The sequence below is a fragment of the Crenobacter cavernae genome (assembly GCF_003355495.1).
Lineage (GTDB): Bacteria > Pseudomonadota > Gammaproteobacteria > Burkholderiales > Chromobacteriaceae > Crenobacter > Crenobacter cavernae.
The window spans coordinates 2,741,585-2,763,608 of sequence record NZ_CP031337.1 but is presented as its reverse complement, the minus strand read 5'-3'; the positions used below and the strand labels follow the sequence as shown (position 1 = coordinate 2,763,608).

Annotated in this window: 24 protein-coding genes, 1 tRNA gene and 1 other RNA gene; 7 read left to right on the top strand and 19 right to left on the bottom strand. The window is 65.5% G+C overall.

Annotated features, from left to right (window positions below; genetic code table 11):
• Complete coding sequence (locus DWG20_RS13465) at positions 1 to 1,398, bottom strand: di-heme oxidoreductase family protein (protein ID WP_115434280.1); 1,398 nt, start codon at positions 1,396 to 1,398, stop codon at positions 1 to 3.
• Between the two features lie 110 nt (positions 1,399 to 1,508).
• Positions 1,509 to 2,648 carry an imelysin family protein gene (locus DWG20_RS13460; RefSeq protein WP_115434279.1) on the bottom strand — a complete coding sequence of 380 codons (1,140 nt, stop codon included), beginning with the start codon at positions 2,646 to 2,648 and terminating at the stop codon, positions 1,509 to 1,511.
• A 168-nt stretch (positions 2,649 to 2,816) separates the two neighbouring features.
• Here DWG20_RS13460 and DWG20_RS13455 point away from each other — a divergent pair, with 168 nt between their 5' ends.
• Positions 2,817 to 3,113, top strand: coding sequence for a hypothetical protein (locus DWG20_RS13455; protein WP_066609488.1), 297 nt, complete (start codon positions 2,817 to 2,819; stop codon positions 3,111 to 3,113).
• Between the two features lie 62 nt (positions 3,114 to 3,175).
• Here DWG20_RS13455 and DWG20_RS13450 read toward each other — a convergent pair whose 3' ends face one another.
• Together DWG20_RS13450 and DWG20_RS13445 are read right to left on the bottom strand one after the other, a co-directional pair.
• Entirely contained in the window at positions 3,176 to 4,954 is a 1,779-nt protein-coding gene (locus DWG20_RS13450; RefSeq protein WP_115434815.1) for an ABC transporter ATP-binding protein, read from the bottom strand.
• Positions 4,955 to 5,055: 101 nt separating this feature from the next.
• Complete coding sequence (locus DWG20_RS13445) at positions 5,056 to 6,177, bottom strand: tyrosine-type recombinase/integrase (RefSeq protein ID WP_115434278.1); 1,122 nt, start codon at positions 6,175 to 6,177, stop codon at positions 5,056 to 5,058.
• A 214-nt stretch (positions 6,178 to 6,391) separates the two neighbouring features.
• Here DWG20_RS13445 and DWG20_RS13440 point away from each other — a divergent pair, with 214 nt between their 5' ends.
• Both DWG20_RS13440 and DWG20_RS13435 read left to right on the top strand, forming a co-directional pair.
• Positions 6,392 to 6,814, top strand: coding sequence for a pyridoxamine 5'-phosphate oxidase family protein (locus tag DWG20_RS13440; RefSeq protein ID WP_115434277.1), 423 nt, complete (start codon positions 6,392 to 6,394; stop codon positions 6,812 to 6,814).
• A 598-nt stretch (positions 6,815 to 7,412) separates the two neighbouring features.
• Positions 7,413 to 8,471: a DNA-binding protein gene (locus tag DWG20_RS13435; RefSeq protein ID WP_115434276.1), complete on the top strand. Its 1,059-nt coding sequence runs from the start codon at positions 7,413 to 7,415 to the stop codon at positions 8,469 to 8,471.
• A 6-nt stretch (positions 8,472 to 8,477) separates the two neighbouring features.
• Here the strand turns inward: DWG20_RS13435 and DWG20_RS13430 are convergent, their stop codons facing one another.
• From DWG20_RS13430 to DWG20_RS13405, 6 genes are all read right to left on the bottom strand, one after another.
• The gene (locus tag DWG20_RS13430; RefSeq protein ID WP_115434275.1) at positions 8,478 to 8,960 is read right to left on the bottom strand and encodes a GAF domain-containing protein; all 483 of its coding nucleotides are present in this window, start codon (positions 8,958 to 8,960) and stop codon (positions 8,478 to 8,480) included.
• Positions 8,882 to 9,385, bottom strand: a complete 504-nt coding sequence (locus DWG20_RS16180) for a hypothetical protein (protein WP_181880924.1) — start codon at positions 9,383 to 9,385, stop codon at positions 8,882 to 8,884. Before DWG20_RS16180 ends, DWG20_RS13430 begins: the two co-directional genes overlap by 79 nt.
• A 174-nt stretch (positions 9,386 to 9,559) precedes the next feature.
• A complete protein-coding gene (phbB, locus tag DWG20_RS13420; protein ID WP_115434274.1) occupies positions 9,560 to 10,297 on the bottom strand; it encodes a beta-ketoacyl-ACP reductase in 738 nt (245 codons plus the stop codon).
• Positions 10,298 to 10,418: 121 nt separating this feature from the next.
• The gene (rsgA, locus tag DWG20_RS13415; RefSeq protein WP_115434273.1) at positions 10,419 to 11,285 is read right to left on the bottom strand and encodes a ribosome small subunit-dependent GTPase A; all 867 of its coding nucleotides are present in this window, start codon (positions 11,283 to 11,285) and stop codon (positions 10,419 to 10,421) included.
• Positions 11,282 to 11,608, bottom strand: a complete 327-nt coding sequence (locus DWG20_RS13410) for a 4a-hydroxytetrahydrobiopterin dehydratase (protein ID WP_115434272.1) — start codon at positions 11,606 to 11,608, stop codon at positions 11,282 to 11,284. Before DWG20_RS13410 ends, rsgA begins: the two co-directional genes overlap by 4 nt.
• Positions 11,605 to 12,852, bottom strand: a complete 1,248-nt coding sequence (locus DWG20_RS13405; RefSeq protein ID WP_181880923.1) for a M48 family metallopeptidase — start codon at positions 12,850 to 12,852, stop codon at positions 11,605 to 11,607. The genes DWG20_RS13410 and DWG20_RS13405 overlap by 4 nt, the downstream gene beginning before the upstream one ends.
• An 84-nt stretch (positions 12,853 to 12,936) precedes the next feature.
• On the opposite strand from DWG20_RS13405, the gene orn reads away from it, so the two are divergent.
• The 3 genes from orn to DWG20_RS13390 all read left to right on the top strand — a co-directional run bounded on the left by orn (position 12,937) and on the right by DWG20_RS13390 (position 15,683).
• A complete protein-coding gene (orn, locus tag DWG20_RS13400; RefSeq protein WP_115434271.1) occupies positions 12,937 to 13,482 on the top strand; it encodes an oligoribonuclease in 546 nt (181 codons plus the stop codon).
• 61 nt (positions 13,483 to 13,543) lie between these two features.
• The gene (gene pgi, locus DWG20_RS13395; RefSeq protein WP_115434270.1) at positions 13,544 to 15,205 is read left to right on the top strand and encodes a glucose-6-phosphate isomerase; all 1,662 of its coding nucleotides are present in this window, start codon (positions 13,544 to 13,546) and stop codon (positions 15,203 to 15,205) included.
• Positions 15,186 to 15,683 carry a CinA family protein gene (locus tag DWG20_RS13390; RefSeq protein WP_115434269.1) on the top strand — a complete coding sequence of 166 codons (498 nt, stop codon included), beginning with the start codon at positions 15,186 to 15,188 and terminating at the stop codon, positions 15,681 to 15,683. Before pgi ends, DWG20_RS13390 begins: the two co-directional genes overlap by 20 nt.
• An 82-nt stretch (positions 15,684 to 15,765) precedes the next feature.
• Here DWG20_RS13390 and DWG20_RS13385 read toward each other — a convergent pair whose 3' ends face one another.
• The 4 genes from DWG20_RS13385 to DWG20_RS13370 form a co-directional block, all read right to left on the bottom strand.
• Entirely contained in the window at positions 15,766 to 16,677 is a 912-nt protein-coding gene (locus DWG20_RS13385; RefSeq protein ID WP_115434268.1) for a tyrosine recombinase XerC, read from the bottom strand.
• The gene (locus tag DWG20_RS13380) at positions 16,674 to 16,850 is read right to left on the bottom strand and encodes an AAA family ATPase (RefSeq protein WP_220271965.1); all 177 of its coding nucleotides are present in this window, start codon (positions 16,848 to 16,850) and stop codon (positions 16,674 to 16,676) included. Before DWG20_RS13380 ends, DWG20_RS13385 begins: the two co-directional genes overlap by 4 nt.
• An 88-nt stretch (positions 16,851 to 16,938) precedes the next feature.
• Positions 16,939 to 17,355, bottom strand: coding sequence for a TerB family tellurite resistance protein (locus DWG20_RS13375; protein ID WP_115434267.1), 417 nt, complete (start codon positions 17,353 to 17,355; stop codon positions 16,939 to 16,941).
• Positions 17,352 to 17,693 carry a thioesterase family protein gene (locus DWG20_RS13370; protein WP_115434266.1) on the bottom strand — a complete coding sequence of 114 codons (342 nt, stop codon included), beginning with the start codon at positions 17,691 to 17,693 and terminating at the stop codon, positions 17,352 to 17,354. Before DWG20_RS13370 ends, DWG20_RS13375 begins: the two co-directional genes overlap by 4 nt.
• 104 nt (positions 17,694 to 17,797) lie before the next feature.
• Between DWG20_RS13370 and DWG20_RS13365 the strand changes: the two genes are divergently transcribed.
• The gene (locus DWG20_RS13365) at positions 17,798 to 18,247 is read left to right on the top strand and encodes a universal stress protein (protein ID WP_115434265.1); all 450 of its coding nucleotides are present in this window, start codon (positions 17,798 to 17,800) and stop codon (positions 18,245 to 18,247) included.
• Between the two features lie 156 nt (positions 18,248 to 18,403).
• On the opposite strand, the gene DWG20_RS13360 is transcribed toward DWG20_RS13365, so the two are convergent.
• From DWG20_RS13360 to DWG20_RS13340, 5 genes are all read right to left on the bottom strand, one after another.
• The gene (locus tag DWG20_RS13360; RefSeq protein ID WP_115434264.1) at positions 18,404 to 18,733 is read right to left on the bottom strand and encodes a helix-turn-helix domain-containing protein; all 330 of its coding nucleotides are present in this window, start codon (positions 18,731 to 18,733) and stop codon (positions 18,404 to 18,406) included.
• 205 nt (positions 18,734 to 18,938) lie between these two features.
• Positions 18,939 to 19,037: signal recognition particle sRNA small type (gene ffs, locus DWG20_RS13355), an RNA gene on the bottom strand.
• Positions 19,038 to 19,296: 259 nt separating this feature from the next.
• Positions 19,297 to 19,386, bottom strand: a tRNA-Ser gene (locus DWG20_RS13350).
• 84 nt (positions 19,387 to 19,470) lie between these two features.
• The gene (gene recN / locus DWG20_RS13345) at positions 19,471 to 21,132 is read right to left on the bottom strand and encodes a DNA repair protein RecN (protein ID WP_115434263.1); all 1,662 of its coding nucleotides are present in this window, start codon (positions 21,130 to 21,132) and stop codon (positions 19,471 to 19,473) included.
• A 9-nt stretch (positions 21,133 to 21,141) separates the two neighbouring features.
• Entirely contained in the window at positions 21,142 to 22,017 is an 876-nt protein-coding gene (locus DWG20_RS13340; protein ID WP_115434262.1) for an NAD kinase, read from the bottom strand.
• Between the last annotated feature and the right edge of the window lie 7 nt (positions 22,018 to 22,024).

Genomic DNA, 22,024 nt, shown 5'->3' with positions numbered 1-22,024 from the left:
TTACAGGGAATCGAGGAAGGCGATCAGCGCGCCGCGGTCGGCCTTGGAAAAATTGGCGAAGCGCTTGCGGCTCGCTTCGGCCTCGCCACCGTGCCACAGGATGGCTTCGGCAAGGTTGCGCGCGCGGCCGTCGTGCAGGTAGCGCGTGTGGCCGTTCACGTCGTTGAACAGGCCGATGCCCCACAAGGGCGGTGTCTTCCATTCGCGGCCGGTCGCGAGCGCGTCCGGACGGTTATCGGCCAGCCCCTCGCCCATATCGTGCAGCAACAGGTCGGTGTACGGGCGGATGCGCTGCTTCGACACCTCGGGGAGGTTCTTGAGCACACCGGTGGTGTAGCCCGGCGTGTGGCAGGTCGTGCAGCGCGCCTCGTTGAACAGCCATGCGCCGCGGCGCACGTCGAGACGGTCGGCGTTGCGTTGCGCCGGCACGGCCAGGGTCCGGCTGTAGAAGATCACCGCGTCGAGCTTCTTCGCGTCGATCTCGGGATGCCCGCCGCGCACGGCTTTCTGGCAGTCCTGCTGCGACGGCATGCATTCCTCTGCCGGGAACGGCGGCGAGGTGATCCCCATGTCGCCGTTGAAGGCGCCGGCCGACTGGTGCGCGATGCTGCCGACATTGGCCTTCCAGCCGAAGCGGCCGATCACGGTTTGCTTCGCGAACGCGTCGGGTACGCGGTTCGGGCGGCCGGACACGCCGTCGGGGTCGTTCTTCTGCTTCTCGGCATTGGCGACGATGTCCTCGTCGCGGATTGCCTCGATCAGGCCCAGGCCTATCATCTGCGGCGCGATGCGCGGCGACACCTGGACCTGCAGGTGCATCGGCCCGTAGCCGAGCTCGGTGAAGCGGTAGTCGGGAACGGCGAGGCTGTAGGGTTCGCCGTCGGCGTAGCGCCCGGATCGTTCTGTATAGCGGATATCGACCTTGCCCTCGGGCTTCACGCCCGGCACCGCGTCGTTATTGAACTGGCCGCCGTAGTTCGGTTCGAGCGCGGTCCCGTTGCCCTTCGGGATGGACAAACGGAACAGCAGCGCCATCGGCTGCTCGGACTGCAGTCCGTTCTCGAAAGCCGGCGTCTCGCCGCGGCCGTCAAAGGCGTGGCACGCGCCACAGGAGCGGGCGATGAAGTGCGGGCCGAGGCCGTCGCGCGCGGTGGTCGACGACGGCGCCTCGACCCACGCCTTCTTGAAGAAGGAGTTGCCGATGAAGAAGCGCGTCTGGCGCTCGCTCGCCATATTGGCGGCCGGCAGCGAGAAGGCGTTGCGGCCGGTCTCGTAGACGGTCGTGTCTCCGCCCAGTTTTTCGTCGCCGCTTCGGTAGGCGGCGACTTCGGCGGCGCCGAAGCCCGCCAGCGACAGGGCAACCGGCAGCGCGGCGGCGATCAGGAGCTTGTTTTTCATGTCGTTAAAACGGGAAGTCCAGATGTGACAAGGGCCGGACGAGTCCGGCCTGGTGGTCAAATTGCGCCGGCGTCGCGCGGGGTGGGCGCGCCGCCGGGAAGCGCTGGGCCTTAGCCCTTGACGTTCAGCCTCTTGATGCCGAGCGCGCCGGCCGCCTCGACGAGGTCGTTCGCCTGCTTCTTCAGCGCGTTGACGGTCGCCGTGACGCGCTTGCGGCCGTCGGCCTTGACGATCTCCTGGTCGAACGGCGCCTGGATCGAGCCGGCCGCCGCGACGGTGGCGGCGATGTCGGCGCTGGTCTTCTCGGCGATCTTGGCGTTCTTCGCCGCAACGAGGTCCTTCAGGCTGGCACCCTTGACCACGCTGCCGTCGACACGGCGGTACTGGCCGAGCCACACGTTCTGGATGCCGGTCGCGTTGGCGACGATGTCGCGGTGGGTGTTGTCCGAGAAGCACGAGTGTTCGTCTTCCTGGTTCTTCGAGTCGAGAGCGACTTCGATGCGCTCGCCGGCGAGTTCCGCGCGGCTCAGCACGCCGATGCCGACCAGCATCTTGCGCAGCGCTTCCGGGTCTTTCACGAACTTCGCGCGGTAGTTGGCGGCGTCAGGCGTCCACGCGCCGGCGACGGTGTTCAGGTCGTCGACCAAGAGGTCGGACACGGTCTTCAGATACGCGCGACGGCGTTCGGCGCTCGGCGCTTTGCCGTCGACGAAGTCGGTGTACGCGCGCTCGCCCGGGCCGTTCGGATTGAAATCCTGGCCCCACAGCAGGAATTCGATCGCGTGGAAACCGGTGCTGATGTTTTCCTCGCCGCCGCGCTCGTTAAGCTTGGCCAGCTGCTGCTTGGTGATCGGGCCCTTGGCGTTGACGATGCCGGCCTTCGGCTTGCCCTTCACGCCGTCGATATATGCCTCGTCGAGCGGCCACGCGTTGATGCGGCCTTCCGGGCCCTTGTCGTCGTCGATCGGGCCGCCGTAGAAGCGGAACGCTTCGGTCTGGCCGTACGGTTCGCGCGCGGCGAGCCAGGCTTTTTTCGCGTCGGCGAGGCCGGCCTCGGACGGCGCGGCGACGAAGCGGTCGATCGCCGCCTGCAGCGCCTTGGCGGCGGCGAGCGAATCGCTGTAGCTGGCGTGGACGATGTTGGCGTAGTTTTCCGCGACGGCGGCCGGCGTCGCGTCGGCGGCGGTCGCGGGCTGGCCGAGGGTCAGCGCGAGGAGGGCGGAGGCGATCAGGGTGTGGCGCAAGCTCATGAGGACGGTCCGTTCTGGTTCTTAAATGGGAATGACTATCGTTTTGCGATGATAGGGATTTGCCCTGTCCGGGTCAACGGCTTGCCGTGCGGATAAACCCGGTTTTTGACGGCCGACGGGAGGTTGGTTCGTGCTATGCTTGCGCCCCCTTACGTCCGGCGCGAGCCCATGAAAGACCCCTGCGACCACTACACCCTGGATCTGATCGGCGGCGTGAAGAAGAAGCCGGGCCGCAAGCCCTTGGGCGTGCGCGCGATGACCGACGCCGAGCGCAAGCGCCGCAGCCGCGCCTTGCGCCGCGCGCGTTTCCAGGAACTGTCGATGTCGGTAGAGCTGTCGCGCGACGCGCAGAAGGCGCTCGACAAGATGGTCGAGTGGTGGGGCGTCAGCAAGAAGGAGGCGATCAACCGCGCGCTGGTGATCGCGTGCCAGTCGCAGACCGGCCGCACCGGCGAGCTGTTCTGAAGCCGTCTCCAGCCGATATAGAAAGGGCGCCTTAACGGCGCCCTTTTTCATGCCCGGCGGCCTCAAGCCTCGGCCAGCCTTTCCCCCGTCTGCAGCCGCCATAGCCCGGCGTAGACCCCGTCCTTTTCCAGCAGCTCATCGTGATGACCCGACTCGACGATGCGGCCGTGCTCCATCACCCAGATGCGGTCGGCCTGGCGCACCGTCGACAGCCGGTGCGCGATCACGATCGTCGTACGTCCCTTCGCGACCTGGGCCAGCGAGCGCTGGATCGCCGCCTCGGTCTCGTTGTCGACCGCCGACGTCGCCTCGTCGAGGATCAGCACCGGCGGGTTCTTCAGGATCGCGCGCGCGAGCGCGATGCGCTGCCTCTGCCCGCCCGACAGGCGCTGGCCGCGCTCCCCGACCTCGGTGTCGTAGCCCTGCGGCAGCCGCGCGATGAATTCGTGCGCCTCGGCGGCGCGCGCCGCAGCCTCGATCTGACCCGGCGTCGCGCCCGGCGTACCGTAGGCTATGTTGTCGGCGATGCTGCCGTCGGTCAGGAAGGGCTCCTGGCTCACGTAGCCGATCAGGCGCCTCAAGTCCTGGAGGTCGGCCGAGGCGATGTCCTCGCCGTCGAGCAGCACGTGACCGCTCCGCGGCGTATAAAAGCGCAGCAAGAGCTTGATCAGCGTGCTCTTGCCCGAGCCGGTGCTGCCGACGATGCCGACCGTCTGGCCGGCGGGAATCGCGAGGTCGACGCCGAAGAGCGTCGGGGCTGAGCCAGATTCCAGGCCATAGGCGAAGTCGACGTCACGGAATTCGACCGAACCGGCGACGCCGTCGCGCGGCAGCGCGCGGCCGGCGTACGGGATGCCGATCGGCGTGTCGACCAGGTGCAGCACGCGGGCGATCGACGCCATCGAGCGCTGGTAGAGGTCGGCGATCTCGGCCAGGCCGGTCAGCGGCCACAACAGGCGCTGGGTCAGGAAGACGAGCACGCTGTAGCTGCCGACGGCCAGTTCGCCCGACAGTGCCATCCAGCCACCGTACACCAGTGTGGTGACGAAGCCGGCGAGGATGGCGATGCGGATCACCGGCGTGATCGCGCTCGACAGCCGGATCGCCTCGACGTTCTTGTCGCGGTAGGCGTCGCTAGCGGCCTCGACGTGCGCGGCCTCGAATTCCTCGGCGGCGTAACTCTTGATCGTCGCGATGCCCGACAGGTTGTTGGCAAGCCGCGCGTTGATGTCGCCGGCCGCCTCGCGCACCGCCGCGTAGCGCGGCGCCAGGCGGCGCTGGAACCAGAAGGTGCCGTACAGGATCAGCGGCATCGGCGCCAGCGCGATCGCGGCGAGCTTCGGCGACAGCGCGAAGAACACCGCGCTGACCAGCACGGTCGACGACAGCACCTGCAGGATGCTGTTGGCGCCTCCGTTGAGGAAGCGCTCCATCTGGTTGATGTCGTCGTTCATCACCGCCATCAGCTGGCCGCTCTTCTTCTGCTCGAACCACGCCATCTCGAGCTTCTGTACATGGTGATAGGTCTCGAGCCTCAGGTCGTGCTGCAGGCTCTGCGCGAGCTTGCGCCACTTCACCGAGTACAGGTACTCGAACAACGACTCGAACCCCCAGATCAGCACCGTCAGCGCGCCGAGCACGACCAGCTGCACCTTCACGTCGACGAAGCCGAGCCGCGCGAGAAAGGAGTCCTGGCGGCTGACGACGACGTCGACCGCGACGCCGATCAGCACCTCGGGCAGGATGTCGAACAGCTTGTTGGTGACCGAGTACAGGGATGCGAGCCACGCGTCGCGCCGGTAGCGGCGCGCGTGGTCGAACAGTTTTTTCAACGGTTGCATGGTGTGAGTCACCATTTGAGGCAGCCAGACGGCGGCGGCGCGGGTGGGGGTCGGAAAGCCCGACATCATAACGCGAAGCAATGGCATGCGTGGCGCTGGCTTCAGGGCTCGGTCGGCCGCCAGTCGAGGTCGCGGCTCGCCTCGTGGCGCGCGTCGTCCTCGCTGTGCAGGTAACGGCGCGTCGTCTGCAGGCTGGCGTGGCGCAGATTCTGGCTGACCAGCAGCAGCGGCACGCCGGCGTCGAGCTGATGGCTGGCGGCGGTGTGGCGCAGCCAGTGCGTCGTCGCGGCGAGCAGCGTCTCGCGCTTGTCGGCCGGCGCCGTTTCGGCGGCGCGCGCGAACACCGTCTTGACGATCAGGTAGATCGCCTTGTCCGACAGCGGCGCGAAGCGGCGCGCGCCACGGCCTGTGATACGGCAGACGAGCGGCACGTCTTCGCCTGGCAAGGGGCGGGCTGCGAGGCCGAGGCGGGCGCGGTAGCGGGTCAGCGCGGCAAACAGCGCGTCGGAGACCGGCACGTCGGCGGTGACGCCACCCTTGCCGTGGATGCGCCACCACCAGCGGCCGCGCCGCTCGAACCAGTCGCCCATCTTCGCGTCGGCGATCTCGCTGCGCCGCGCGCCTGACAGGTAAAGCAGCGCGAACAGCCAGCGCGCGCGCTCGGCGTGGTCGCGTTCACGCGGCGTGTCTGTAGGCAGCGCGTCGAGCGTGGTCAGAACCGTCTGCCAGCAGTCCTTGTCGAGATGGCGTTCGACGCCCGTGGTTCGCACCGCCGACTGCCGCCGCTTTTTCAAGCGGAACGGGTTGCCCGCCAGGTAGGCCGCGTCGTTCAGGTAGGCGAACAGCGCGCCGAGCACGGTGACGCTGTGGCGCACACTGCCGGGCGACAACGGGCCGCCGAACGGCTTCCATTCTGCGTGCTCGCGCGGCCGGCTCGGCCCGACCCAGCGCCAAGCGGGCTGCGGATCGGCGAGAAAAGCCTGATAGGCGAGCACGTCATCGCGCATCACACCGGACAGGCCCCTGCCGCGCTCGGCCAACCACAGAAGAAAACGCTCGGTCTCCTTGCGGTAGCTCGCGAGCGTGCGCGGCGAGTCGTGGTGCTCGGCCAGCCATAGCGCGACCGCCTCGGCGTCGTCGCGGGCGCCGATCAGTGCGGCGCCGGGCGCGCGCCGCCTGGCAAGGTCGGTGGATGGAAGAAGGGCGGGCAAGGGCTTGTTCATGGTCGGCGGGCTACGGTGACGGTCCTTTATATACCACAGCGGCGTTGCCTCGCCCCGGCTCGACCAACGTTGGCCGAGCCCGTCCTCGGCGTCGGGGTGCCCTTCCGGGTGGAATGGCCGGGTGGAAAGGGACGCAAGTGGCTGAAGATGAAAATCTTCTTCGGTTTTCCGGGTGACCGCATAACATAGAGAAAGCACGCGCGAGGAGACAACCATGACCCGGCACGAGATCTACGAATTCCTGCGGCTCAACGACCACGCCGTCCTGGCGACGGTCGGCGCCGACGGCCGCCCGGAGGCGGCGCTGGTCGGCTTCATCGTCACGCCGGCGCTGGAGCTGGTGCTCGACACCAGCCAGCTGTCGCGCAAGTACCAGAACCTGCGGCTCAACCCGCAGGTCGCGCTGGTGATCGGCTGGAAGGACAAGGTGACGCTGCAGTACGAGGGGACGGCGTGCGAGCCGGTCGGCGACGAGTTGGCGCACTGCAAACAGGCCTACTTCGCGCATTTTCCGGATGGACCGGAGCGCGAAGGTTGGCCCGATATCGCCTATCTGCTGGTCCGCCCGCGCTGGCTGCGCTACAGCGACTTCGGTCGCGAGCCGCCGCAGATCGTCGAGATGACCTTGGCGGATTGAGCCGGACCTGAGCGTATAGGCAGGAAGGGTGGCCGGCTTTTCGAGGGAGTGTCTGCCGATTGGGCTGCTGCGCACCTCTGGAGAGGTCGGTTGCACGGGGGTGCACGTTTCGTTCCCCGTGGGGCGAGAACGGTGGGAAAGTCGGGGGTGTGAAGCCGCCGCAATGGAGCTCGGTCGACCTTGCAAAAGGTCGGTCGAGTTTTTTTTGTATTCGCCTGTATCGGTGGGCGGAAGGGCCTGATGCAATCTCGTGCCGTCTGCGTGTACCAGAGGGATGGTGGTCTGATATCGCCCTGTTGTCGGGTGCGCACCATCTTCTTTCAGGGGGGCAGGATCCCGATGGGCTTGCTTGGGGTGGGGTCCTGAAGTGAGCGCTTGCTTTGTGGCGGCTCGTCATGGGTGCTCGTGTGCATCGCTTTGCGCCGAAGGCTATGCGGGGTGCGGGTGGCCTGTTTGGGTCAATAACTTCCGATAAGAATTATTATGAGAAAAATTATAAACGACAAGTTAAATAAATAATGTAATACGTAATATACGTACATATTTTGTGCCAGCCAAAACTGATACAATCGCGGCAATTCCTTACGTCGAGAAAACCATGGCTTCCGATATCTACGCCCGCATCCGTCAGGCCGCTTTCGAACTGGTCGCAGAAGGGAGCTGGCCGACCGTCGCCGAGGTCAGGCAGCGGCTCGGCACCGGTTCGAACACGACGATCAACAACACGCTGAAGGAGTGGCGGCACGAATTCCTGTCCCGGATTGCGACGTCGGCGCGTCGCCCCGACTGGTCGTCCGGCGTCGCCGAGGCGTTCGAGCAGGTGTGGCAGAAGGCGTGCGAGGAAGCCGAGCGGCAGCTTGAAGGCGTGAAGGCCGAGGCGCTCGAGCAGGTGAGGGCGCTCGAGGCGGATCTTGCGGCAGCGCGCGTCGAGATCGACGCACGCGCCGGCGAACTCGTCGCGCTCGCGAACCTGGTCGACGGCAAGAACACGCAGCTCGACACGCTGGAAAAGCAGTTAAGGGCCGAAGAGGTGCGCAGCAAGGCGCAGGAGGAGCAGCTCGGCCAACTGGGCGCGAGCCTGGAGGCGCTGCGCAAGGAGATGCGCGAGCAGCAGGCGCAGTCCGACGCCAGGTTGGCCGAGGCCGAGGCGCGCACCGAGCAGCGCGTGCAGGAAGAGCGCGCGCAGGCCGAAAAGCGCGAGGCTCTCGCGTACGAGCGGCTGGACGGCCTCAGGGTGCGGCTGTATGAACAGGTAGAGGAAGAGCGCCGTCAGATGAAGGACGTGCAGAAGCGATTGGAAGACGAGCTCGCGGCCGAGCGGCGTGCGCGTCAGCAGGGTGAACAACAGTCGCGCGAACGCCTGGGAGAGTTCGAGCGCGACAACGGCCGACTCTCAGCCAACCTCGAGGTGCAACTCGAACGTGCCGTACAGTTGGCGGGCGAGCTCGACCGCGAGCGCGAGGCGGGCCGCGAGGTGCAGCAGCGTCTGCTCGCCGCCAGCGAGCAGATCGGCCTGTGGCGCGAGCGCCAGGCCGTGCTGCTGCCGCGTCTTGCCGGCCGGCTTGCCGGCGCGACCGAAGAACTGGCCGCACTCGACGAGGCCGGCGTCTACCGCTGGCTGCAGGAAGGCTTGGCCGAGCCGGCCGCCGGCGCTTAAGGGCGTCTAAAACAGCGGCGCGAGCGCCTTGACTAGGTCTTCGAGGTGGGCCGCGTCGGTTTCGTCGAACGCGGAAGGCGTGTCGGCGTCGATGTCGAGCACCGCGACGATGCGGCCGTCTGCATCATGCACCGGCACGACGATCTCGGACCGGGCGCTCGACGAGCAGGCGATGTGACCGGGAAAGGTGTCGACGTCGGGCACGACGAACGTGCGGTTCTCCTTCCACGCCGCGCCACAGACACCGCGACCGTATGTGATGCGCGTGCACGCGATCGGCCCCTGGAAAGGTCCGAGCACCAGCTGCTCGCCCTTGACGAGGTAGAAGCCGGTCCACAGCCGTGGAAAGGTCGCGTTGAGCGCGGCGGCCAGGTTGGCGAGGGCGGCGACGAGGTCGGTTTCGCCCGCGATCAGCGCTCGAGCTTGTGGCAAGAGCGTGCGGTAGCGTTCGTCTTTGCTGTTGCCGTCGACGAGCAGCGATTCGGCCATGACAGGCTGTCCTTATCTGGTGAGGCATGTGGTGAAAACGCGAGCCTAGCAAGCCATGCCTTGGCTTGCCAGCGTGACTTTCTCGCTTCCCTTTTTTGGGCGGGCCTCACCCTCCCATCCGGCGGTCTCGGCCAACCTTGTTCATTTCCTTTCTTCCCGTATCGCCCGATGCTGGCGTCGACGCCGACGTACTGCACCCAGGGCAAGGACTTCAGCACGGCTTCGACGTAATCGAGCTGTGTTTGCGACTTCGCGCAGCCTTCTACGAAGACGAAGCGCCGCTGAACGGTGAGCCACAGCGCGCTGCCGGCGAGGCGCGATCCGGCCGCCGCGGCGATACCCGTTGCTTTTTCCGGCACGGCGGAGAAGGTTGCTGAGGCGAAGGCCGCAAGCGACAGGAAGAGGAGCCGGCGGGAGAGGCTCATGGCCGCTTTCCTTGGTTTCGCGATGGCCTAAGGCTAGGCTGCGGCCGGACCGAGATCAATGCGCCCGCCGGATGCGATGGTGTCGCCCGGCCCGGATCGCGCCCAAAGAAAAACCCGGCCTGACGGCCGGGTTTGCTCCTTTGTAGCCTGCCGCGTGGTGCGGTCTCGTGCTGCTTACATCGTGTGCTGGCCGCCGTTGATCGCCAGGTTGGCGCCGGTCATGAAGCCGGAGAGCTCGGACGACAGGTAGGCCACCAGGTTGGCGATTTCCTCCGGCTTGCCGAGGCGGCCGACCGGGATCTGCGCGATGATCTTGTTGCGAACGTCTTCCGGTACCGCCATCACCATTTCGGTGGCGATGTAGCCCGGCGAGATGGTGTTCACGGTCACGCCTTTTTTCGCGACTTCCTGCGCCAGCGCCATCGTGAAGCCGTGCATGCCGGCCTTGGCCGCCGAGTAGTTGGTCTGGCCGAACTGGCCCTTCTGGCCGTTGATCGACGAGATGTTGATCACGCGACCGAAACCGCGCTCGACCATGCCGTCGAGAACACCCTTGGTCACGTTAAACACCGAGTCGAGGTTGGTGCTGATCACCGCGTCCCAGCTGGCCTTGTCGAGGCGCTTGAAGGTGGCGTCGCGGGTGATGCCGGCGTTGTTCACCAGCACGTCGACCGGGCCCACTTCTTCCGCGATCTTGGCCGCCAGTTGCTGGCACGCGTCGAAATCGGTGACGTCACACTGATAGGCGTGGAAGGTGTAACCCTGTTCCTTCGCGTCGGCGAGCCATTTCTGCTCTTTGCCGGGCTTGCTGAAGGTGGTCACGACGGTGTGGCCGGCGTCAGCCAGGGCCTTGCAAATGGCGGTGCCGATGCCGCCCATGCCGCCGGTTACCAATGCGATCCGCTTTGTCATTGTGCTGCTCCTTTTTGTAGGGTGTGGTTAGGAGAATAAATTGAAACCATGACAAATTGGCTAAAGCATATGCTCTAGCCGGCAGATTGTAAATACATCGGGATAACCCCAATTTTATGCATCAGGAATTGCCGAGTTCACGCGTCAGACGCTGCAGGAAATCGAAGCGGAACGGGAGGATGGCGCCCTGTTCGGCGGCGTTTTTCACGGCGCAGCCCGGTTCCTGCATATGGATACAATTATGAAATCGGCATTTTCCGATCAGCGGGCGCAGCTCGGGAAAATAATGCAGCAGGTCGGGGGCCTTCAGATGGCTGAGGCCGAACGCCTGCAGGCCCGGCGAATCGATCAGCTGGCTCGTCTCGTCGAGGTGGTAGAGCGTCGCGTTCGTCGTGGTGTGACGCCCCGAGTCGAGCGCCTCGGAGATGTCGCCGACGCGCGCTTGCGCATGCGGTAGCAGCGCGTTGGTCAGCGTCGATTTGCCCATGCCCGACTGCCCGACGAGCACGCTCGTCTGGCCTTCGAGTAGCGGTAGGATCGCCGCGATGTCGGCCTTGGCCGAGACCGGCACGATGCGGTAGCCGAGCAGGGCATACGGGGCGAGCCTGTCCAGCAGTGCCTGCGTTTCCTGTAGGTCGACCTTGTTGACCAGGATCACCGGGTCGATGTCGTAGGCCTCGGCCGCCAGCAGGCAGCGGTTCAGCAGTTCTTCGTTCGGCGTCGGTACCGCGGCGATCACGAACAGGATGCGCGTGACGTTCGCGGCGATCAGCTTGGTCTTCCACTCGTCCTGGCGGTACAAGAGGCTCTTGCGCTGCTGCACGCCCTCGATCACCGCCTGTTCGCGGTTCTGCACCAGGATGTCGACGACGTCGCCGCATGCGTAGTCGACGCGCTTGCCGCGCGTGGTGCAGTCGTACGTCTCGCCTTCGGATTCGACGATGAAGCGCCGGCCGTGGCTCTTGATGATCAGTCCGTGCTGCTTCATGCGGCGGCGACCAGCGCTTCGGTCTTGGCCGCGCAGATGAAGTCGTTCAGCGTCAGCGCGCCGGCGTCGTGCGTCGAGAAGCTCACCACGACGCGGCTGTAGTGCACCGACAGGTCGGGGTGGTGGTCTTCGCGGTTGGCGATGAAGGCCAGCGCGTTCACGAAGGCGATGGTGCGGTAGTAGTCGGCAAAGCGGAAGGTCTTGGTCAGCTCGATCCCCTTGATCTCCCAGTCAGGTAATTTGGCGAGCAGGTTCTGACAGGTGGCGGCGTCGAGCCCGGTCTTGCCGAGCTGGGTTTCGCAGTGCATCGCGAGCAGGTTCATACAGCGGCTCCTTGTTGAAGATGGGCGATGCGCAGCGCCGCGGGCGGGTGCGAATCGTAGAAGGCCGAAAAGAGCGGGTCGGGCGTCAGCGTCGACGCGTTGTCGCGATAGAGCTTGATCAGCGCCGACACCAGGTCGGCGGCGCGCGTCTCGGCGGCGGCGAAGTCGTCGGCCTCGTATTCGTGACGGCGCGACATCAGGCTCGACACCGGCGTGAACGGGAAGGTGAACGCCGGCAGCGCCATGAAAAACAGCGCCAGCGCGGCGGCGTGCGACGGCCAGGTGACGCCGAGGCCGAGGTAGAACCATGCCTGATGCAGAAGTTGGCCGAGCCCCCACAGGCACGCGAGCGTCAGCGCGAAGCTGAACACCATGCGCTTGACGATGTGGCGGCGCTTGAAGTGGCCGAGCTCGTGTGCGAGCACCGCCTCGACCTCGGGCGGCGATAGCTGTTTGAGCAGCGTGTCGAAGAACACGATGCGCTTGGCGGCGCCGAAGCCGGTGAAGTAGGCGTTGCCGTGGCTCGAGCGGCGCGAGCCGTCCATCACGAACAGGCCCTTGGCGCGAAAGCCGGTGCGCGCCATCAGCGCGTTGATCCGCTCGACGAGTTGCGGGTCGGCCAGCGGCGTGAATTTGTTGAACAGCGGCGCGATCAGCGTCGGGTAGATCACCAGCAGCAAGAGGCTGATGCCGGCCCACGCGAGCCAGGTCCACAGCCACCACGCATCGCCCATCTCGCGCATCAGCCATAGCACCAGCGCGATGAGCGGCAGGCCGATCGCTGCCGACAGCACGGCGCCCTTCAGCGTGTCGGTGACGAACATCGCCGGCGTCATCTTGTTGAAGCCGAAGCGCGCCTCGAGACCGAAGGTACGGATCCATGCCAGCGGCAGGCCGACGAGGCCGCTGATTGAGCCGATCAGCGCGATCAGCGCGACGCCTTGCCACAAGGGCGACGCGAACCAGCGCGCCGACAGCTCGGCCAACGCATCGATGCCGCCGGCGAGCGTGAAGGCGACGATCAGCGCGATGTCGACGATGGCGCCGACGCGGCCGAAGCGCACGCGCGCGACCGTGTAGTCGGCGGCTTTCTGGTGGTCTTCGAGCGAGATATGGCCGACGAAGGCGGCCGGGACGGACCGGCGATGGGCGGCGACGTGGCGGATCTGCCGGTGCGCAAGCCACAGCCTGAGACCGAGCGAAACGAGGAGGGCGGCCACGAAGGCCAGTGTCACCAGTATCATCGGATGCGCCATCAGGGTTGGGCGGGGTTTGCCGCGGCGGGTTCAATCGCGGAAAATGGGGCTTTCATCGTGAGACGGGCAAGTATGGCACAAGATTCCAACAACCTCATCTGGCTGGACATGGAAATGTCCGGCCTCAACCCGGACGCCGACCGCATCATCGAAGTGGCGATGATCGCGACCGACAGCCAGCTCAACGTGCTGGCCGAATCGCAGGTCTACGTCGTCCACCAGGAAGACGCCGTGCTCGACGGCATGGACGACTGGAACAAGGCGACGCACGGCCGAACCGGGCTGATCGACAAGGTGAAGGCGTCGACGCTGACCGAGGCCGAGGTCGAAGAAAAGCTGTTGGCCTTCATCGCCGAGTGGTCGCCCGAGCGCGCGAGCCCGATGTGCGGCAACACCATCCACCAGGACCGCCGCTTCATGGCGCGCTCGATGCCCAAGCTCGAAGCCTACTTCCACTACCGCAACCTCGACGTGTCGACGCTTAAAGAGCTGTGCAAGCGCTGGCAGCCCGAAATCGCCAAAGGTTTCACCAAGCAGGGCAAGCACGAGGCGTTGGCCGACATCCTGGAATCGATCGACGAGCTGAAGTACTACCGCGAGCACTTTATCAAGAGCTGATCCGCGCAAGCGACGGGGCTCGGCTGCCCCGTCTTCGAACAAAATTGCCTGAAAGTCGCACATGTTCGTGATCCGCAACAACGACATCAACGCGAGCCCGGTGTGGGCGCGCCTGCACCAGCACCAGCGCGCGACGCGCCACCTGCACATGCGCGAGCTGTTCGAGCAGGACCCGCAGCGTTTCGCGCGCTTTCACCTCGAGCTCGATGGGCTGATGCTCGACTACTCGAAGAACCGCATCACCGATCGCACGCTGGAGCTGCTGGTCGAGCTGGCAAGGACCGCCGACCTTGCCGGCTGGATGGAGCGACTGAAAGGCGGCGAGCGCGTCAATGTCAGCGAGCACCGCGCGGTGCTGCACACCGCCTTGCGCGCCCCGAAGGGGAAGCCGGTGTGGCTCGAAGGGCACGACGTGTCGGCCGACGTGCACGCGGTACTCGAGCGGATGACGGCATTCTGCCGCAAGGTGAGAAGCGGGGAGTGGCGCGGTTTCACCGGCAAGCCGGTCACCGACGTGGTCAACCTCGGCATCGGCGGCTCAGACCTCGGCCCGCTCGCGGTCACCGAAGCGCTCGGCGCGTATGCGTCGGCCAACGTTCGCGTGCACTACGTGTCGAACGTCGACGGCCAGCACCTGGCGCGCACGCTCAAGCGACTCGACCCCGAGACGACGCTGTTCGTCGTCGCGTCCAAGTCGTTCACCACGCCCGAGACGCTGCTCAACGCGCAGGCCGCGCGCGACTGGTTCCTGAAGTCGGCAAATGAAGCCGACATCGCCAGACACTTCGTCGCGGTGTCGTGCAACGCCGCGGCGGTGGCGGCATTCGGCATCGACACGGCAAACAGGTTCGAGTTCTGGGACTGGGTCGGCGGCCGCTACTCGGTGTGGTCGGCGGTCGGCCTGTCGGTGATGCTGGCGATCGGGCCGGACCACTTCCAGGACTTCCTCGCCGGCGGCCACGCGATGGACGAGCACTTCTTCGGCGCGCCGTTCGACAAGAACATGCCGGTGATCCTGGCGCTGCTCGGCGTCTGGTACAACACCTTCTACGGCGCGCACACCCACGCGATCATGCCGTACGACCACGGCCTCAGGCGTTTCCCGGCGCATATCCAGCAGCTCGACATGGAGAGCAACGGCAAGCGCGTCGGCCGCTTCGGCGAGCGGCTCGACTTCGACACCGGCCCGGTGATCTGGGGCGAGGTCGGCGTCAACAGCCAGCACGCGTTCTTCCAGCTCTTGCACCAGGGTACGCGGCTGGTGCCGTCCGACTTCATCGTGCCGATGAACAGCCATTACCCGGTCGACACGCAGCACGCGGTGCTGGTCGCCAACTGCTTCGCGCAGACCGAGGCGCTGATGCGCGGCAAGACCGAGGCCGAAGCGTTGGCCGAACTGTCAGGTCTGCCGGGCGAAACCATCGACATGCTGCTGCCTCAGAAACTGTTCCCCGGCAACCAGCCGTCGAACACGCTCGCGATCGACAAGCTGACGCCGTACGGCCTCGGCATGCTGTTGGCGCTCTACGAGCACAAGGTGTTCGTGCAGGGCGTGATCTGGGGCATCAACTCCTTCGACCAGTGGGGTGTCGAATACGGCAAGCAGCTGGCTGCGCGCATCCTGCCGCAGCTGAGCGAATCGGCCCCGTGCCTGCACCACGACGCGTCGACCAACGGCCTGATCCAGTTCTTTAGGAGTCACCATGAGCGCGACGCACACTGAAGACCTCGCCCGCCGGCTCGGCCAACTGCTCGCCGCACGCGACCAGTGGGTGACGGCGGCAGAGTCGTGTACCGGCGGGCGCATCGCCGGCGCGATCACCGACATCGCCGGCAGCTCGGGCTGGTTCGGCTACGGCTTCGTCAGCTACGGCAACGAGGCGAAGCAGAAGCTGCTCGGCGTCAGCGCCGAAACGTTGGCCGAGCACGGCGCGGTAAGCTCGGCGACGGTGCGCGAGATGGCAGACGGTGCGCTGCGCGAGAGCGGCGCCGACTGGGCGGTGTCGGTGTCCGGCGTCGCCGGGCCAGGCGGCGGCTCGGCCGAGAAGCCGGTCGGCCTCGTGTGGTTTGGCCTGGCCGGGCGGGGCGTCGAGACGCGCGCCTTCTCGGAGCGTTTCGCCGGGGACCGTGCCGCGGTGCGGGCGGCGACGGTCGACGCGGCGCTCTTGGCGCTGATCGACGCGATCGAAGCGCAAGGCTGAGCGCCCAGGCTTCAAGGTAAAAAAGCTCGGCCAACCTTTCTCTAAGGTTGGCCGAGCTTTTTTTATAGGGACGACACCGCGGTCAGTCTCCCACGGCTTCATCGTCCTCGAGGTTTTCGTCGTGCGCGCGCGGATGCGCGGCGTCGTAGACCTTGGCGAGATGCTGGTAGTCGAGGCTGGTATAGACCTGCGTCGCGGCGATGCTGGTATGGCCGAGCAATTCCTGCACCGCGCGCAGGTCGCCCGACGACTGCAGCAAATGGCTCGCGAACGAGTGGCGCAGCATGTGCGGGTGCACGTGGCGCGGGTGGCCGGCGAGAATCGCCCATTGCGCGAGCCGCTTCTGCACCTGGCGCCCGGTCAGCCGCGCACCACGTCGCGATACGAATAGCGCTTGCGTTTCACGCGCCAGCATTTCGCGCTCGGCCAACCAGGTGTGCAATGCCTCGCGCGCCATGCGCCCGACCGGCAGCAGGCGCTCCTTGCGGCCCTTGCCGCGCACGCGGACTTCGGCTTCGGAAAGGTTGATGTCCGCCAGGTCGAGGCCGGTCAGCTCCGACAGGCGCATCCCGCACGAATAGAGCAGTTCGAACATCGCGCGGTCCCGCCGCGACAGCGGGTCGTTTCCGCCGGCCGGGCCGTTGTCGAGCAGCGCGACCGCGTCGTCGACCGACAGCGCCTTCGGCAGGCGTTTCGGCTGACGGCGGCGTGGCAGGGCGGCCGCCGGATTGCCGGCGAGCAGGCCTTCGTCGACCCAGAACTGGAAGAAGCGCCGCCACGCCGAGCGTTTGCGCGCGAGGCTCTTCTCGGCCAAGCCTGCCGCCTTGAGCGCCATCTGCTGCGCGACGAGATCGGCGCTCGTCAGCGCCAGCGGGTCGTCATTCAGCGCTGCCAGAGGTGCCAGGTCGCGCCGGTAGGCGTCGCGCGTATGCGGACTCTTGCCGGCCTGTGCGAGCGCGGCGTCGAAGCGCGCGACGGCGTCGTCCCAGTTCATGCGCGCAGTTCGCGGCCGAGCGACGCGGCGACTTCCTCGGCCAACATTGTCTTGCCGGTGCCCGGCTCGCCCTTGATCGGCAGCGGGCGCTTCAGCGCGATCGCCGCATTCACCTCGAGCTTGAGCTCGTCGGTGGCGACGTAGCGCTCGGTGCCGTCGAAGCGAGTGGTCATGTGGTTTCCTCGTGACGGGTTTTATTGTTGGTTTTTTGAAGCAAAAAGCCGCCCCTCCCCGCGGGCGGCTTGTCGGTCCCGCCGTGGTTTACGGCTTGACGAATTCGTTCTCGATGTCGTCGAGCGAGATGCCCCACGCGTCAAGCATATAGCGCAGCAAGGCCATTTCGCCCTCGTTGATCGCACCGTCGGACTTGCAGATGTCGATTGCCAGCGCGGCGGCGAGGATGCGCTGCTTGCGCTCGGTGATGTCTTCGAGCAACGCGTCGAACCGCGGCTTGTCGATCAGGTGGATGGTGCCGTCGCCCTCGGCCTCGTCGGAGACGTCATTACAGTAGTCGACGAGGATCTGCATGAAACGTTTGCGCGAGAGGCCGAGAATCTCGTAAACATGCAGGTTCTCCAGGCTCTCGATCTCGCGCGGGTCCATATTGCCGTCGGTGATCATAAACATGGCGAGCAGCCGGGCCAGCGTCTCCGGACTGTTCGGTGTGTAAGTCTTCATACCTGTCCTCCTTGTTCTTGTTCGAAGCGCCGGGCGAAGCCTTCCGGCAATCGCGCGATCTTGCGCCGGGTGTAGTCGAAACAGACGATACCCGTCTTCAATCTTGCCACTTCTACCCCGCGTTTGTCATCGACCTCTTGGTACAAAAGGTCGAAGCCGTATTTGTGGAAGTCGGCGAGCGCCAATTCGAAGGTCAGCGCGTCGCCGTGGAAGGCTTCGGCTCTGTACTGCGCGGCCGTGTCGGTCATGATGATGCCGACGCCTTCGGCGGCGAGTTCGGTGTAGCCGGGCGACTCGAGAAACCGCGGCCTCGCCTCGTGCGCGCAAGTCGGCCGCATCCAGGCTCGTCGCCTGCAATGACAAAGTGCTGTGATAGATCAACCCGTTTTCGGGAAGCTTTGATAGACTGAGGTTATCCCCAGTATCCATAAAGGAGGCCAAGATGTACCAGCGCATTTTCGTTCCGGTGGACGACAGCGAGACCTCCAACTTGGCGCTTGCCGAGGCGTGCAAGCTCGCGGCCGAGGTCGGCGCCCAGTTGCGGCTGGTGCACGTGATCGACCTCGCCCAGTTCGGCTGGGGCGGCACCGAATTTCTCGACGCGTCCGATCTGCAAAAATCGATCAAGCAGGCGGGCGAGCAGGTACTGGGTCAGGCCGAAGCACGCGCGCGCAACGCCGGCGCGATGCCCGAGACGCACATTCTGGAGAGCTGGGGCGACAAGATTGCCGCGATGCTACTGGAAGATTCGAAGAGCTGGGGGGCGGACCTGATCGTGATGGGGACGCACGGCTGGAGCGGATTGATGCATTTGCTGATGGGGAGCGTCGCCGAGGGGGTGCTCAAACATGCCGACGTGCCGGTGCTGCTGGTACGCAATCCGGGCAATTAGGCGCCACGTCGTTGGCGGGTGTTTTAAGGAGGAGGGCGGCGAGGGCGTCGCCTTTTTCATGGCTGGCGGAAGGCCGGGGCGGGCAGGGCGAAGAGGCGGGGCGCCCCTCGATCGGAAGATCGTGGTGATGGCGCCCGTCCGTGAACGGCCACAGAATTAAAGGCTGGCCGCTTCCTGGCCTGCCTCTGATTCTTGGGCATCCAGCTTTGCGCGAACCGCTTTTTTCAGGCTCTTGTAAAGATCGGGGTGGGTTTCCTTCAGGTATTCCACGATCTCGAAGTCTTCGCGACGGACTTTGGACAGGTCGATTTGCTCGACGTGCACTAGGCGCAGCAGTTCGCGCACCGGTTTGGGCATGTTGCGGCCCGATTCGTAGCGGGAACCACCGGATTGGGTGACGCCGATACGGCTCCAGAATTCCTGCTGGTTCAGGCCGAGCTTGCGCCGGATTTCTCGCGGATTCGCGACTTTCTCGAACAGTTTCATGATCGTCCTCTTTTATCTTGAAAATTGATGCCCGACGGGTATTTCATCCAGGCTGCTTACGACACCCTAAACATAGCAAAAAATCCACCGGGAATATTGATATTTGGGCATGGCAACATGCTCGCAAGCGGCGTTTCCGCTCCGTTCTTAAAGAAAAACGAGCGTTATGGGGCTGCTTGCCCGGCGTGCTTTGCGGAAGAGGGGGGGTGGCGAGCCTGACCCCCGGCACTTGCACTAAGTAGTTGTGGCTGCTTCCTTCCGGACCTGACCAGGTTGGCTACCGTGCAATGCGGGGAGACCCGCCGCAGAAGACATATGATTATATCGATGTGCTGTAATTTCGCAAGTGGCGGGTTCATGATTTTGTAACCAGAGCCTGCTACTGGGCATATTTACAACAATCGCCACAATCAAATTCAATAAAACGCGCTTCTGTCGGAATCGAACGGTAAGCCTGATCCCCTTGCTCGGTCACGTCATAATTTATGACTTTGACGAGGGTAAAAAGTTTACCGATACGATACAAAAAACATGACAGCGATGTGCCAGTCCGACCGAAGGGCTGGCGGAAGCGGTGAGATTCGAACTCACGGAGGGCGTGAACCCTCGTCGGTTTTCAAGACCGGTGCATTAAACCACTCTGCCACGCTTCCGCTAAAAAGCTGCCGGCATGTTACCGGAAAAAACCCGATCTGGCTAGGTGTCACCTGCGAACATCCGCGCACAAACCACGCCAATCACGTATTGGCGGTCAGCATCTCGGCCGCGTGCTGGCGCGTGGTGTCGGTGATCTCGGCGCCGCCGAGCATGCGTGCCAGTTCCTCGACGCGGCGCTCGGTATCGAGCGGGCGGATGCGGCTGTTGACGCGCCCGCCCTCGGTGCGCTTCTCCACCTGCCAGTGTGCGTCGCCGCAGGAGGCGACCTGCGGCAGGTGGGTGATGCACAGCACCTGATAACGTTGGCCGAGCTGTTTGAGCAATCGGCCGACCACCTCGGCGACGCGGCCGCCGATGCCGACGTCGACCTCGTCGAAGATCAGCGTCGGCACGCTGGCGATCTGGCTCGTCACCACCTGCAGCGCCAGGCTGATGCGCGACAACTCGCCGCCCGACGCGACCTTGGCCAGCGGCCGCAGACTGGTGCCGGCGTTGGCGGCGACCAGGTATTCGACCGACTCGAGACCGTTGGCCGAGGGCTCGGACACCGGCGCGAGCTCGATCGCGAAGCGCGCGCCGCCCATCGCGAGCGACTGCATCTCGCCGGCGATGCGTTCCGATAATTCGCTCGCCGCCTGGCGGCGCTTGCCCGACAGCGCTTCGGCGAGGCTGCGAAAACGCGCGAGGCTGGTCGCTTCGGCGAGCGACAGCGCGTCGAGGTCGGCCGACGCCTCGAGCGCGGCCAATTGCTGCTCCCAGTCCTGCAGCTTGTCCGGCAGGTCGGCCGGCTGCACGCGGTATTTGCGCGCCATGCTCATCAGCACGTCAATGCGCGCCTCGACCTCGGTGAGGCTTTCCGGGTCCTCGTCGACCCCGCCGGCGTAGTCGCGCAGGCTGTACACCACCTCGCGCAGCTCGGCGTCGACCGAGTCGAGCAGCGCCAGCGTGTCGGCCAGGCGCGGATCGAGTCCCGACAGCTTGCCGATGCGTCCCTGCACCTGCGCGAGGATCGACAGGCAGTTGCCGTCCATCTCGGACAGCGCGTCGACCGCCAGCTGCGTGCTCTGCAACAGCTCCACCGCGTTGGCCAGCCGCGAATGGGTCTGGTTCAGCGCGTTCCATTCATCGGGCTGCAGCTGGAGCTCGGCCAACTCGTTGACCTGCCAGGTCAGGCGTTCGCGCTCGACCTCGGATTCGCGCGAGGTTTTCTCGGCGTCTTCGCGCGCGCGGCGCGCGGTCTGCCAGTCCTGCCAGGCGACGCGCACGTCGCGCGCGAGCGCGGAGGCGCCGGCGTAGGCGTCGAGCAGCTGGCGTTGCGTGTCGGATTTGACCAGCGACTGGTGCGCGTGCTGGCCGTGGATGTCGACCAGGTATTCGCCGACCGCCTTGAGTTGGCCGAGCGTCGCCGACTCGCCGTTGATGAAATTGCGCGAGCGGCCGCCCTTGTCGACCACGCGCCTGAGCAGCAGTTCGCCGTCGTCGCCCGACAGCGCGTTCCCGGCCAGCCAGGCGGCCAGGTCGGGCAGCGCGGCGATGTCGAAGTGGGCGGACAGTTCGGCCTTGTCGGCGCCTTCGCGCACTAGCGAGCCGTCGGCGCGGTCGCCGAGCAGCAGCGAAAGCGCGTCGAGCAGGATGGATTTACCGGCACCGGTTTCACCGGTCAGCACGGTGAAGCCGCTGCCGAATTCCAGTTGCAGGGCGTCGACGATGACAAAGTCGCGGATCGAGAGCGAGAGCAGCATGGGCGTTTCTCAGAGCAAGCGTTCGCCCCAGTGCAGCTTGTGGCGGAGCATGTCGTAGTAGTTGTAACCGACCGGGTGCAGGATGCGCAGCGCATTGCGGTGACGGCGGATCAGTATGCGGTCCATTTCCATCAGGTCGAAGTGAGACTGGCCGTCGAAGTGCACGCGCGCGTCGAGCCCGCGCGTCAGCATGAATTCGACCTCGCAGTCGTCGTTGACCGCGATCGGCCGGTTGCTCAGCGACTGCGGGCAGATCGGCACCAGCGCGATCGCCTGCAAGGTCGGGTGCAGGATCGGGCCGCCCGACGCGAGCGAGTAGGCGGTCGAACCGGTCGGCGTCGACACGATCAGGCCGTCCGAGCGCTGGCTGTAGACGAACTGGTTGTCGATGAAGATCTCGAACTCGATCATCGAGCCGACCGCGCCGCGGCTGAACACGACGTCGTTGAATGCCAGCGCCTGCGCGACCTCGGCGTCCTCGCGGATCACCGATGCGGACAGGAGGATGCGTTCCTCGGGCACGAATTCGCCGGCGAGGATGGCGTCGATCGACGACTCCATCTCGTGCAGCGGGATGTCGGTCATGAAGCCGAGCCTCCCCTGGTTGACGCCGATCAGCGGCACGCGGTACGGCGCCAAGAGGCGCGCGATCGACAGCATGGTGCCGTCGCCGCCGAGCACGATCGCCAGGTCGACCACCTTGCCGAGGTCGGAGCGGTCGATCAGCTGGTGCGGCCCGGCCTCGTCGGGCGTGGCGCTGTCGCGGTCGATGAAGACCGAGATGCCGCCACGGGCCAGGTGGTCGGCCAGCGCGCGCAGCGAGACGACGATGTTCGGTTTGCTGTGCCGGGCGACCAGCCCGACTTTCTTGAATAGCGTTTGCATGGCGTGA